The sequence below is a fragment of the Bacillus sp. AFS088145 genome (assembly GCF_002564465.1).
Classification (GTDB): Bacteria; Bacillota; Bacilli; order Bacillales; family Bacillaceae_G; genus Gottfriedia.
Genome location: NZ_NUUX01000041.1, coordinates 1 through 12,409, shown reverse-complemented (window position 1 = coordinate 12,409; position 12,409 = coordinate 1). Strand labels below are relative to the sequence as shown.

13 protein-coding genes are annotated in these 12,409 nt (G+C 33.3%); 8 read left to right on the top strand and 5 right to left on the bottom strand.

What is annotated here, in order from left to right:
- Nucleotides 1-215: 215 nt before the first annotated feature.
- Nucleotides 216-416: a cold-shock protein gene (locus COI44_RS20570; protein ID WP_056473269.1), complete on the top strand. Its 201-nt coding sequence runs from the start codon at nt 216-218 to the stop codon at nt 414-416.
- A gap of 59 nt (nt 417-475) precedes the next feature.
- Here the strand turns inward: COI44_RS20570 and COI44_RS20565 are convergent, their stop codons facing one another.
- The 3 genes from COI44_RS20565 to COI44_RS20555 all read right to left on the bottom strand — a co-directional run bounded on the left by COI44_RS20565 (nt 476) and on the right by COI44_RS20555 (nt 2,820).
- Complete coding sequence (locus COI44_RS20565; protein WP_098429607.1) at nt 476-940, bottom strand: TspO/MBR family protein; 465 nt, start codon at nt 938-940, stop codon at nt 476-478.
- 107 nt (nt 941-1,047) lie between these two features.
- Nucleotides 1,048-1,797 (bottom strand): TraR/DksA C4-type zinc finger protein, encoded by a 750-nt coding sequence (locus COI44_RS20560; protein ID WP_098429606.1) that lies wholly within the window; start codon nt 1,795-1,797, stop codon nt 1,048-1,050.
- A 99-nt stretch (nt 1,798-1,896) separates the two neighbouring features.
- On the bottom strand, nt 1,897-2,820 hold the full coding sequence (locus tag COI44_RS20555) for a 1,4-dihydroxy-2-naphthoate polyprenyltransferase (RefSeq protein ID WP_098429605.1): 924 nt from the start codon (nt 2,818-2,820) through the stop codon (nt 1,897-1,899).
- Nucleotides 2,821-2,974: 154 nt separating this feature from the next.
- On the opposite strand from COI44_RS20555, the gene COI44_RS20550 reads away from it, so the two are divergent.
- From COI44_RS20550 to menC, 6 genes are all read left to right on the top strand, one after another.
- Nucleotides 2,975-4,381 (top strand): isochorismate synthase, encoded by a 1,407-nt coding sequence (locus tag COI44_RS20550; protein ID WP_098429604.1) that lies wholly within the window; start codon nt 2,975-2,977, stop codon nt 4,379-4,381.
- Nucleotides 4,371-6,110: a 2-succinyl-5-enolpyruvyl-6-hydroxy-3-cyclohexene-1-carboxylic-acid synthase gene (menD, locus tag COI44_RS20545; RefSeq protein WP_098429603.1), complete on the top strand. Its 1,740-nt coding sequence runs from the start codon at nt 4,371-4,373 to the stop codon at nt 6,108-6,110. Before COI44_RS20550 ends, menD begins: the two co-directional genes overlap by 11 nt.
- A gap of 18 nt (nt 6,111-6,128) precedes the next feature.
- Nucleotides 6,129-6,956 (top strand): 2-succinyl-6-hydroxy-2,4-cyclohexadiene-1-carboxylate synthase, encoded by an 828-nt coding sequence (gene menH, locus COI44_RS20540; RefSeq protein WP_098429602.1) that lies wholly within the window; start codon nt 6,129-6,131, stop codon nt 6,954-6,956.
- On the top strand, nt 6,953-7,771 hold the full coding sequence (gene menB, locus COI44_RS20535) for a 1,4-dihydroxy-2-naphthoyl-CoA synthase (RefSeq protein ID WP_098429601.1): 819 nt from the start codon (nt 6,953-6,955) through the stop codon (nt 7,769-7,771). Before menH ends, menB begins: the two co-directional genes overlap by 4 nt.
- A gap of 406 nt (nt 7,772-8,177) precedes the next feature.
- The gene (locus COI44_RS20530) at nt 8,178-9,620 is read left to right on the top strand and encodes an o-succinylbenzoate--CoA ligase (RefSeq protein ID WP_098429600.1); all 1,443 of its coding nucleotides are present in this window, start codon (nt 8,178-8,180) and stop codon (nt 9,618-9,620) included.
- Between the two features lie 11 nt (nt 9,621-9,631).
- Nucleotides 9,632-10,738, top strand: a complete 1,107-nt coding sequence (gene menC, locus COI44_RS20525) for an o-succinylbenzoate synthase (RefSeq protein ID WP_098429599.1) — start codon at nt 9,632-9,634, stop codon at nt 10,736-10,738.
- 50 nt (nt 10,739-10,788) lie between these two features.
- On the opposite strand, the gene yidD is transcribed toward menC, so the two are convergent.
- Together yidD and ytzI are read right to left on the bottom strand one after the other, a co-directional pair.
- Nucleotides 10,789-11,043 carry a membrane protein insertion efficiency factor YidD gene (yidD, locus tag COI44_RS20520; RefSeq protein WP_056473280.1) on the bottom strand — a complete coding sequence of 85 codons (255 nt, stop codon included), beginning with the start codon at nt 11,041-11,043 and terminating at the stop codon, nt 10,789-10,791.
- A gap of 24 nt (nt 11,044-11,067) precedes the next feature.
- Complete coding sequence (gene ytzI, locus COI44_RS20515) at nt 11,068-11,214, bottom strand: YtzI protein (RefSeq protein ID WP_088013603.1); 147 nt, start codon at nt 11,212-11,214, stop codon at nt 11,068-11,070.
- A gap of 166 nt (nt 11,215-11,380) precedes the next feature.
- Here ytzI and ytkD point away from each other — a divergent pair, with 166 nt between their 5' ends.
- Nucleotides 11,381-11,860, top strand: a complete 480-nt coding sequence (gene ytkD / locus COI44_RS20510) for an RNA deprotection pyrophosphohydrolase (protein WP_098233477.1) — start codon at nt 11,381-11,383, stop codon at nt 11,858-11,860.
- The last annotated feature ends 549 nt before the right edge of the window (nt 11,861-12,409 follow it).

The window sequence follows — 12,409 nt, the reverse complement described above, 5'->3', positions numbered from 1 at the left end:
TTAACTGCATATTTATTTGAAGGTAAGAAATTAACGATACATTTGCACTACAAAATTTTTAGTAACGCTCATTTTTCTTTGTCTTGATAAGAAGTTTTGACCACTTTCAATGTTGTAGCAATCCTAAGCTGATTGGACAATGACGTTCTTTTTCTTTACCCCTCTATTATGCACGCATTAATAGTGTATATATGTATTTTTAGGAGGTATTATCGATGGAATTCGGTAAAGTTAAATGGTTTAACAGCGAAAAAGGTTTTGGATTCATCCAAACTGAAAGTGGAAACGACGTATTCGTACACTTCTCTGCAATTCAAGGCGAAGGTTTCAAAACTTTAGAAGAAGGTCAAGAAGTTCAATTCGAAATCATCGAAGGAAACCGTGGACCACAAGCAGCTAACGTAAACAAAAAATAATTTTTGTTATGTTCAAGGCATCCTTTTTTAGGATGCCTTTTTTATATTAATCTAAAAATCTATCTATTTAGTACGTAGATATTGTAGTTTAAAAAGGTTGCAAATAATGACCAAATAGAATAGGGAATGAGTAATACAAATGAAGTTTTTGAATGTTTATATGCGATGATCGTTAAAAGACTTGCCGTAACAAAGACGAGTCCACAGTCAATTGTAGCCATTAGTAAATCTTTTTGTTTGAATTGAAAATAGCTAAACAGCTGGTTAAATACATAATTAATAATAAATATAATATAAAACCATTTTGCTTTTTTAAAGGATTCTCCTAAAGAAACGATTATACATACGCTTAAAGAAATGAAAGAATATAAGAATGCCCAAATGATACCGATTGTTTTTCCTGAAGGAGTATAGCTAGGTTTAATTAGATGACTATACCAAACGAAGTCGACCGGAAATAAAATAGAAGAAATAAAAAATAAACAGTATAAGGAGAAAAATAAAACAATTAACTTAATATTCATAAAACCTCCTCAAGTAAGTTGTCTTGATTAAGTATATGTATTTAATTTAAAAATATAAAAAAAACGACTACTTTGTAGTAATCGTTTTTAATGAAATTTTAACTCATTTAGTACTTATCAATGTCTTTTACATCAATTTCAGATAATTCTCCGTTTAAAGCTTGTTCTTCATAGTCATCAAGATCTTGTTCATATTGTTCATGTTTTTTTGTAGGGTAGACAGTTCGATTTTTTCCGTAAATATCAGTACCGATAAAGTTTTCAAATTCCTCAACATAACCTACATTTTCATAGCTCTCAGTAAATGTACTTCCATATTCCTCAATATTATTAAATTCAAAATCTGACGGTGTTTGAGAACTTCCATATCTTTCAACATCTTGTAAAGCGTCTTCAGCATCATACATCATTGAGCGATCTTTAGGATCTCTACTAAATGGAGGGTTTAATACTTCTTCCTCAACAGGACGATCGTATCTTATACTAGAACTTGAAATATGCTGATCGTGAGTATGTTCGATCATCGCTTTTGCTGTAGGAAGAGCTTCTAACCGTTCAAAAGGTATTTCTTCACCACTTACTTCACATATACCATATGTTCCATTTTCAATTTTTTGTAACGCTGTATTAACGTCATCTAGTTCGTTTCTTAAATGTTCATGAAGAGATATGTCCTTTTCGCGCTCAAATAATTCAGTACCTAAATCACCTGGGTGGTTGTCTGCAAGTGAAAGTTCATCAACAGAATCTCTAAGTGAATATGGTGTAAAAGCTGGATCATTTAGTCTTTCTTCTATATGTTTTTTTTGATTCAGTAGTTCGTTTTTAAATGTTTGGATTTGTGATTGTGAAAGCATCATGCTCCCCCTTTTCAATAAATGAATATGACTATCCATATTTTGTTCAAAAAGGAGGAAAACATGAATTAAGTTTTTTGAGGAATTGTTCTGTCTTAATTAGGAAAAAATATTTCCAATTATTAAGCCTATAACAAGAAGGAATCCCATTATAGTATTTGTTTTTGCTGTTGCTGCCATGGCCGGCATCATTTCCATAGGTTGGGTCTTACCTATAAAGCCTTTTGTTGCTTTTATTGCAACGGGAATACTTATTAATGAAATAAGTGCAAAAGGTGTAATTAAATTCATGATAACAAATAAAATAACTAAAGCATATGCAACTGCAAATAATGAACCAATAAAGATAATTGCATTCTTTTTACCTAATAAGATAACAAGTGTTTTACGTCCATTTTCTTTGTCATTATCTAGGTCTCGAATATTATTTGCTGTTAAAATTGCTCCAATTGTAATTGAAGTAGGGATCGAAAGTAAGATCACATTTGATGGTAAATTTCCAGCTTGAATATAGTAAGTAATACCAATAATTACAACTCCCATAAAAAAGCCCGCTACTAACTCACCAAATGGAGTGTATGCGATTGGAAGTGGTCCTCCAGTATAAAAATAAGCTGTTGCCATACAAATAAGTCCAATAACTGCGATCCACCAGCTACTTTGAATACAAATATAAATGCCTAATAGAAGAGCGATACCAAAAAAAGTAAAAGCAAGATTTAAAACAGTTGAAGGTTTAATTCCATCTCTTACGATTGCTCCACCGATACCGACAGAACCTTCATGATCTAGCCCTCTTTTATAATCATAATATTCATTAATCATATTTGCAGCGGCTTGGATCAGTAAACTTGCAATAAGCATTGAAAGAAATAAAAGTAAATGAAATGAGTGAGCTATGTGCGCTAACATTGTTCCAATCGCAACAGGAATGAACGCTGCGGTTAATGTATGTGGTCTTAATAAATTCCACCATGTTCTAAAACCTGTTGAGGAAGTTGGAGATTGAACAGTTGGTTGCATTTTAACATCCTCCTTTTTAATATTATTTGAAAATGTAGGTCATTTTACTTTAAAAAAGTATGGACGAACTTCATAAAATTGACAGTCTACATTCATCGTTGTATCTTTAGTTATATCATGTATTTAACGTATATTTAAGCTAGGGGGAACTATTATGCTTAGAACAGGTCAACTGGAATCGATTGCCTTCTTTGAGCATTCTCTTCAAAAGGCAAAAGCTTGTTCAAAACGCTTCATTTGTAAAGTGGAAAAAATAATGAATATCCATCCCCTAAGTGTTTACCATTTTTATCAAGAATTGGGTTTTACTGAACGCTTTTATTGGTCAAACCAAGAAAACTCGTTAATTCTCACAGGAATTGGTACTTTAGTTCCTTTTCATCATAGTACAGAAGAACAGTATTCTGCAATAGAAAAAGAATGGAAACGCTTTGGAGAGCATGTGTATATCGAGCAAGAAAATTGCTTTGGTACAGGACCGATAGCTCTTGGGGGTTTCTCTTTTTTTGATAACTATAAAAATGATCAAGATTGGAAGAATTTTGGTACCTCTCATTTCTATGTACCTAAATTAATGGTGACGGTTACAAACGAAGGGACATTTATCACCTCTAATTATGAAATTAATGAACAAACTACAGTAGAGGATTTATTGCTTCAATATAAAGAATATGATGACTTTTTAGAAAAGTTTGGAATGAAGCAACCAAGCTTTACACAATCAGAATGTATTAACAAAGATGAATTTGAACCAAATGAATGGATTCAAAGCGTAAAAGAAGCAATTCATCAAATGAAAAATGAAGAATTAGAAAAAGTTGTTTTAAATCGAACTTTAAATGCAACATTTTCTGCAGAAGTAAATTCAACAAAAGTAATTTATGAATTAGAAGCAACAAGAAATGTAAACTATGTTATTTCTTATCAATTAAAAGATACTGTATTTATTAGCGCTACACCTGAGCGATTAATTTCTAAGAAAAATAATACAGTTTCTTCGATGTGTCTTGCTGGATCTGCCGCAAAAGGAATAACTAAGGAAGAAAACACAGAAGCCGCCAATTGGTTATTAAATAGTAAAAAAAATAATGGTGAACATGCTTTTGTTGTAAACTATATTCGAGAAACGCTTCAACAATATTGTAATGAATTATCAATACCTTCAACTCCAAGAATAATGGCGACTAAAAGCTTATTGCATTTATTCACGCCAGTTGAAGGGAAATTATATAATCATGTTTCTTTATTTGAATTAATTCAAGCATTACATCCAACCCCTGCACTTGGAGGATTTCCTAAGGAAGAGGCATGTAAATTAATTCGTGAACTTGAACCTGTGGACCGGGGATGGTATGGTGCACCGATAGGGTGGATTGATTTAAATGGAAATGGTGATTTTGCTGTAGGCATACGAAGTGCCTTAATTAAAGAAGATAAAGCAAAATTATATGCTGGTTGTGGTGTGGTACAAGATTCAGAACCAGAGGAAGAATTTTTTGAAACTGGTGTAAAGTTTCTGCCAATGCTAAATGCATTAGGAGGGTTACGAAATGAAAGATAATGAAGCACTAACAAAGTATATTGGTGCTCTTGTAGATGAAATAAGTGCATTAAATATTAAAAACGTTGTAATAAGTCCTGGATCACGCTCTACACCAATATCGATGTTAGTAAATGAACATCCAAAATTAAAGTCTTATATTGCAGTAGATGAAAGAGGGGCAGCATTTTTTGCTTTAGGAATCGCTAAAAGTACGAAACAGCCTACAGTTTTAATCTGTACTTCAGGAACAGCTGCTGCTAATTATATGCCAGCCATTTCTGAAGCAAAGGAATCTAGAATTCCATTAATCGTACTGACAGCCGATCGACCACATGAGCTTAGAGATATAGGTGCACCACAAGCTATGAATCAAATTGGTTTATACGGTTCATTTGTAAAAAAATTCATTGAGCTAGCCTTACCAGAGGCTTCGGAAGCTATGTACGAATACGCGCGTTCAAGCGTTAATAGACTGTACCGTTCATGTGTGACTGCTCCAATGGGGCCTGTACATTTGAATGTGCCACTTCGAGAACCATTAGTTCCTAATTTTGCGATTGATGACTTATTCTCAGCTGGAAAGCGCAAAAATTCTGCTCACACAATACTTACTGAAACACTTGCGACAATTTCAAGTGAAGCAAGTAATGAATTCACCAAGCTTTTTCAATCAAAAAGAAAAGGCTTATTAGTTTGTGGTCCTTATGTTGAAGAAGGAGCTTTAAAGAAGATTAAATCTTTAGGGAATTTACTAGACTACCCAGTTCTATGTGATCCTCTTTCAAATGGAAGAACGATTAGTGGTATTGAAGACTCGAATGTAATTGATACATATGATACATTTCTTCGATTTGAAGACATTGTTGATTCGCTTGATTCTGAAGTTATCGTACGATTCGGGGCAATGCCTGTATCTAAAACGTTTAGCCAATATATACAAAAACAAAAAGATTGCGAGCTAATTGTAATTGATGAAGGAGACTTATGGAGGGATCCGACATTAAAAGCAACTCAAATGATTTCTTGTGATGATATCCAATTTTGTAATGCAATTTTGGAGTCATATCAGAAAACAAGTAGTTTAGAAATAGATTGGTTGAATAAATGGAAAACAATTAATGGAAAAACAAAAAATGGACTACAACAAGCAGAACAGTTTGATGAACTTTTTGAAGGGAAAATCGTGCAAGTTTTAGCAAAAAATTTACTTGAAGAGAGTACATTGTTTGTTTCAAACAGTATGCCTATTCGTGATGTGGATACGTTTTTACATAATCAATCTAAAAAGTTAAAAATTGCATGTAATCGAGGGATAAATGGAATAGATGGGACAATTGCAACCGCATTGGGGATGGCAGCAGCTGGAGAGAGTGTCACATTATTAATTGGAGATTTATCTTTCTATCATGATTTAAATAGTCTAGTCCTTTCTAAACTACATCATTTACCTTTAAGAGTGATCCTTGTTAATAATGATGGGGGAGGAATCTTCTCATTTTTACCTCAATCAAAAGAAGAAAAACATTTTGAAGAGTTATTCGGAACTCCTTTAGGATTGGAATTCGAGCATGCAACTGCCCTTTTCGGTGGAGTTCATACGAAAATTCATAATTGGTTTGAACTTGAAGATGAATTAGCTAAAAAGAATAATGGATTGCATATTATTGAAATTCAGACAAATCGTAAAGAAAATTATGATCTTCATCAAAAAGTTTGGAGCATTGTAAAAGCAGAATACGAGAAATGAAATTAGGTGTTCTTGTACATGGAAATTAAAATAAATGAGGTCGCATATTCATATATTGAATCTGGTCAAGGGCAAACTATATTATTATTGCATGGTTTCACAGGTTCAAAGGAGACATGGGAAAGTTTAATAAGTAAATTAGAACAAAATTATCATGTAATAGCAATTGATTTATTAGGACATGGAATGACAGATTGTCCAATTAATGATGAGCGGTACAAAATGGAAATTGCTGCTAAAGATTTACATGATTTTTTAGAACAAAAGCAAATTGATTCTGTGCATCTATTAGGCTATTCGATGGGAGGTAGACTAGCCCTCTATTTCGCTTTAGCCTATCCAACTAAAATTAGATCGCTTATTTTAGAAAGCTGCACGGCTGGTCTTAAAACTGAAAATGAAAGATTAGCTCGAATCGAACAAGACAACTATTTATCTTCAATGATCCTAAATGAAGGTATTGAAGTATTTGTTAATTATTGGGAAAACATTCCGTTATTTGCAACTCAAAAGAATTTGACATCAGAGTCACAACAAAAGATTAAACAAGGAAGATTAAATCAGTCACCAATTGGCTTAAGTAATAGTCTAAAAGGGATGGGCACTGGCATTCAACCATCTTTATGGAGTGACTTGAAGAAATTTAAAAAACCTACTTTATTAGTTTGTGGAGAATATGATGAAAAGTTTTGCATGATAATGGGGAAAATGAACGAGAAGCTAGAAAATAGCGAAATTATTAAAATTCCACATGCAGGCCATGCAATTCATGTGGAACATTCGGAAAAATTTGCTACAATAGTAATTGGGTTTTTATTGAAAAGTGAAAAGGAGGAAATTTCATGACTATTGAATGGGTACAAGAAAGAAAGTATGAAGAAATTTTATATTCTACATATAATGGAATTGCTAAAATTTCAATCAATCGTCCGCACGTACATAACGCATTTACACCATTAACAGTATCAGAAATGATTGATGCTTTTGCTTATGCAAGAGACGACGAAAAAATTGGTGTTATTATTTTAACAGGTGAAGGTGGAAAAGCATTCTGTTCTGGTGGAGACCAAAGTGTTCGCGGACATGGTGGTTATGTTGGACAAGACCGCATTCCTCGCCTGAATGTATTAGATTTACAACGCTTAATTCGCGTTATTCCAAAACCTGTAATTGCAATGGTAGCTGGTTATGCAATTGGTGGAGGTAACGTATTAAACGTAGTGTGTGATTTAACAATCGCAGCTGAAAACGCTAAATTTGGACAAACTGGTCCTAAGGTTGGTAGCTTTGATGCTGGTTATGGCTCAGGCTATTTAGCTCGTATTGTAGGGCACAAAAAAGCTCGTGAAATTTGGTACTTATGCCGTCAATATAATGCACAAGAAGCATTAGATATGGGCTTAGTTAATAAAGTAGTACCTTTAGAAGAATTAGAAGCTGAAACAGTTCAATGGGCTGAAGAAATGCTTGAAAAGAGTCCAACTGCACTACGTTTCTTAAAAGCAGCAATGAATGCAGATACAGACGGTTTAGCTGGACTTCAACAGCTAGCTGGAGATGCAACACTTCTTTACTACACAACTGAGGAAGCAAAAGAAGGCCGCGATGCATTTAAAGAAAAACGTACACCTGATTTCGATAAATTCCCACGTTTTCCTTGATTTGGAAGAACTTAAAGCTTGATGAGAAATCATCAAGCTTTTTAAGTTTATAATCAAGATATCCTAAAAATTTGATTTTCAGACTGATTGAAAACGTTTGTCTTTCGAGGCGCGAAGCCAGATGAGGAGCGGAGTTACCTTTGACGGTAATGAGCACCATAGGCAGGCGAAGCAACGAAGAAAGCGAGCGTTTGCCAACAGTCTGAAAGCTTGATGAGAAATCATCAAGCTTTTTTTGCACATTAAGAAAGTATAAATTGGCAGCTGAGAAGAAACCCCGACGGAGTTGCCCATTTTAGGGAATAAGTTAAGTGCAACTACGCCTCTTCGCCTAAAGGCTCGCCGATCGGAGAGTTTTTTAATATGAACTTTTGTAAATTTTGATAATAGTCAGGAAGTGTTTTTGATGAATCAAATTCCGAATTTTTTGCTTGAGAGAGTCAGATTAACTCCTAATCGAATAGCAATTGCAACAGATGGGGAGGAAATTACATTTAAGGATTTACATGATCGAGTTATAAATCTTGCATATAAATTTCACCATTTTGGCATAAAAGACGGATCTCACGTTTCGGTTTTAATGAATAATTCTGTTGAATTTATAGAAGTTGTTTATGCACTTCATTATATCGGAGCAACAGCAATTTTACTGAATATAAGATTAAGTGATGACGAAATAGTATATCAATTAGAAAATAGTGATTCTGAATTTTTAATCGTAGCGAAATCAAATACGGTAAAGATTCCTGAAAATATAAAACTGTTAAATATAAATGAAATAGAGAACAGTGAATCTAAGGAATTTCCAATCAAGTCTAATTTTGATGGCGATAAAATCGCAACTATGATGTACACATCTGGTACAACAGGTTTCCCAAAAGCAGTTTTACAAACTTATTTTAATCATTGGAGTAGCGCAATTGCTTCAGTATTAAATTTAGGATTAGATCATAATGATGTATGGCTAGTCTGTTTGCCAATGTTCCATGTGGGTGGTTTATCAACTGTATATAAAAGTGCGATTTATGGCATGAAAATTGTGTTAACGAATAAAGCTGATGCACTTACCATTAAGGACTGTGTCAAAAAGCATAATGTAACAATTCTATCTGTTGTAACAAAAGTATTAAATGACCTCTTAACAATTGTTGAGGGTACAAATGATTTAAACAGCGTAAGAGCAGCTTTACTTGGTGGAGGACCTGCTCCGTTACCTCTTTTACAAAAGGCAAGAGCATTAAATGTCCCAGTCTATCAAACTTACGGAATGACTGAAACTTGTTCACAAATTGCAACGCTTTCTCCTGAATATATGCTTTCTAAAATAGGTTCGGCAGGTAAAGCTTTATTTGGATGTACGCTAGAAATAAGAGACGATCAACGAACTTGTTTACCAAAAGAAGTAGGAGAAATTGTAGTCAAAGGGCCTAACGTGAGTAAAGGTTATTATAAACTTGCTAAGTTATCTGATTCGTCTGAGTATCTTTATACAGGAGATTTGGGTTATGTGGATGAAGATGGTTTTTTATTTGTAGTTGACCGTCGAAGTGACTTAATTATTTCCGGTGGAGAGAATATATATCCAGCAGAGATTGAATCAGTATTATTATCGCATCCAGATGTCATTGAAGCTGGTGTAACAGGCAAAGAAGACCTGAATTGGGGAAAAGTACCTGTTGGATTTGTTGTTAGTAAATCCTCTAATCCTCCGTCTCAAGAAGAACTAATCGAGTATTGTCGAGATAAAATCGCAGGGTATAAAATTCCAAAGGAAATATTTTTTGTAGACAACCTACCAAGAAATGCAACTAATAAGCTAGTTAGAAGAGAGCTACTTAAGCTTCTATAAGGGGAATAAACATGTTGATAAGGCAAATTGAATTATTTTTAATTGAACAGCCTCTAAAAGTACCGTTTAAAACAAGCTATGGTACATATGAAAAACGTGAAAGTATAATTGTTAAAATATTAGATGCAAACGGAATATGCGGTTATGGAGAAGTCGTTGCTTTTTCAGAGCCCTGGTATACAGAGGAAACGATTCAAACAGCTCTTCATACTTTAAAGGATTTCTTTATACCGATCTTATTAAAAAAGCAGTTTAATCATCCAAGTGAAGTCGCTACACAATTAAATCAATTTAAAGGTAATCAAATGGCTAAATCTGGGCTTGAAGGTGCATTTTGGGATTTGTATAGTAAACTAAATTCAATCACTTTAGCACAAGCTTTAGGGGGTAATAAGGCAGAGATACCAGTTGGGGTTGTAATTAGTATAGACGAGCCAATAAAAATGTTGAAACAAATTAGTGCTTATATAAAAGAAGGCTATGAACGATTTAAAATTAAAGTTTCAAAGGAAAATGATTACGAAATTGTATCAACTATACGAAATAGCTATCCAACAATCCCTCTAATGATTGATGCCAATTCAGATTATTCAATTGAAGACATCCCGAAACTAAAAAAATTAGATGAATTTAATTTGTTAATGATTGAACAGCCCTTCGGTGAACGCCAATTCATCGAGCACGCCATTCTTCAAAAGGAAATTTCTACTCCAGTCTGTTTAGATGAAAGTATATGTTCATTAGAGGATGTTCAAATTGCGAATGAATTAAACGCTTGCAAAATCATTACCGTAAAGCCTGGGAGAGTCGGAGGATTAACTAAATCAATTGAAATTCATGATTATTGTGTTGAAAAGAATATGCCAATTTGGGTTGGAGGCATGATTGAAACAGGGATTTCTAGAATACAAAACGTTGCATTAGCATCTCTTCCCGGATTTACAATACCTGGAGATATTTCGGCTTCATCTAGACATTGGGAGCATGATCTTATTTATCCAGAGGTAGCTTTAATAAATGGAAAAGTTAAAGTGCCAGTTAGCCCTGGTTTAGGGGTAGAAGTGGATGAAGTGAGAATCCAAAGTATTTCTAAAAAGATTTATAAATTTACTTCTTAATAGAAATAACCTAATAAAAAAATACGATCAAATTAAACTTGTTAATTGTTTCAAGTTTCTTTGACCGTATCTTTTTTTGTTTCTTTATTTATTTTATCAGGTACAGGATCATATCCACCTGGATGTAGTGGATGACACTTAAGTATTCTTTTAGTCGTTAAATAAGTTCCTTTAAGCGCACCATGGGTTTGTAATGCCTCTAGTCCATAACTAGAGCAAGTTGGATAGAATCTACATGATGGTGGCGTTGCAGGTGAAATCCATTTTTGATAAAATCTAATGATTCCAATTAAAATTTTATTCATATACAAACCTTTCGTCTGCTAGAATTATTTCTCATCATGGTTATTTTTCATTTTTACGTCTTCTAGCTTATCGACTTTATGTTGTACACCATAGCCTTTATTTACAGTAAGAACGAAAGCACCAAACACAACAACGATAATAATTCCACTAACAACAAATACTCCAGTCATACTATATCCTCCTAAATAGTTATACTACTATGATATAGTATACTGTCCAATATGCAAGGCAATCAAATATTTTCATAAAGTTTCAGGAATATTATTTCAATAATGATGAAACATTTTAATAGAAATAGTACAATGGAAAAACAAGTATGAATGTAGGAAGGTTAAAATGTACATATTTAAAGATTTTTACCATAATACAGTTGAATTATCGTTTGAGAAACATCCATTTTCACCCGATCCAAAACATGTTTGGGTTATTTGTAAATACAATGACCAATGGTTACTCACAGATCATCAAAGAAGAGGATACGAATTCCCAGGCGGAAAAGTAGAGGAAGGCGAATCACCTGAAGAAGCAGCTAAACGTGAAGTTTTAGAAGAAACAGGTGGAAATGTATCGAAAATTAATTATTTAGGGCAATATCGTGTTACAGGTAAGGATAAAATTATTATAAAAAATATTTATTTTGCCGAAATTGGAGAACTTTTAACACAAAAGCACTATTTTGAAACAAACGGTCCAGTATTGTTAGACGAATTTCCACCAAACATAAAAAAAGATCGCCGATTTAGTTTTATCATGCGTGACGAAGTATTTTCACAAAGTTTAAGTTACTTGAATACTAAAAAAAGCTCACTTTTATAAGGTGAGCTTTTTTTGTAGTTTCATGAGGAAGTAAAACAGCTCAAAAAGGAGAATAGGTTCTTAATGAGGGGTTCATGAGTAAGATAAAACGGCATGAAAAAAAGCACACTTATTAAGTGAGCTTTCAGAGTTTTGAAATATAAAATGGTCAATATGGAAAACGGACATTAAATGAACATTTATTTAATAATGAAATTATCATTTTTTGGATGTTCTTTGATGGTTTTAATTGTTAATATGTTTGAGCAATTTCATAATTCCAATAATCACTAGTAATGATATTTTTCAGAAGTTATAAATATTTGAGCTTATTTTTTGAAAAACAGATTAGTTTAATTAATGTTTGATTTTTATTGACCCACAAACTGATTAATAAATAACTGTTAGATTACGCTAAGTAAATGCTATTTGATTAGGTTTTTATAGTAGACTTTTTTGGATAATAAGTTGATTGGAATGGAGGGATGCTCGACTCCTATGGGCTAAGCGGGAAGGCTAAAGAATCTCGCCCCATGGAAAGCGAGCATCCTGTAATGGAAATCAACATCA

Coding starts and splice junctions, on each gene's coding strand:
- COI44_RS20570 (WP_056473269.1), top strand. CDS start 216: ATGGAATTCGGTAAAGTTAAATGGTTTAACAGCGAAAAAGGTTTTGGA.
- COI44_RS20565 (WP_098429607.1), bottom strand. CDS start 940: ATGAATATTAAGTTAATTGTTTTATTTTTCTCCTTATACTGTTTATTT.
- COI44_RS20560 (WP_098429606.1), bottom strand. CDS start 1,797: ATGCTTTCACAATCACAAATCCAAACATTTAAAAACGAACTACTGAAT.
- COI44_RS20555 (WP_098429605.1), bottom strand. CDS start 2,820: ATGCAACCAACTGTTCAATCTCCAACTTCCTCAACAGGTTTTAGAACA.
- COI44_RS20550 (WP_098429604.1), top strand. CDS start 2,975: ATGCTTAGAACAGGTCAACTGGAATCGATTGCCTTCTTTGAGCATTCT.
- menD (WP_098429603.1), top strand. CDS start 4,371: ATGAAAGATAATGAAGCACTAACAAAGTATATTGGTGCTCTTGTAGAT.
- menH (WP_098429602.1), top strand. CDS start 6,129: ATGGAAATTAAAATAAATGAGGTCGCATATTCATATATTGAATCTGGT.
- menB (WP_098429601.1), top strand. CDS start 6,953: ATGACTATTGAATGGGTACAAGAAAGAAAGTATGAAGAAATTTTATAT.
- COI44_RS20530 (WP_098429600.1), top strand. CDS start 8,178: ATGAATCAAATTCCGAATTTTTTGCTTGAGAGAGTCAGATTAACTCCT.
- menC (WP_098429599.1), top strand. CDS start 9,632: ATGTTGATAAGGCAAATTGAATTATTTTTAATTGAACAGCCTCTAAAA.
- yidD (WP_056473280.1), bottom strand. CDS start 11,043: ATGAATAAAATTTTAATTGGAATCATTAGATTTTATCAAAAATGGATT.
- ytzI (WP_088013603.1), bottom strand. CDS start 11,214: ATGACTGGAGTATTTGTTGTTAGTGGAATTATTATCGTTGTTGTGTTT.
- ytkD (WP_098233477.1), top strand. CDS start 11,381: ATGTACATATTTAAAGATTTTTACCATAATACAGTTGAATTATCGTTT.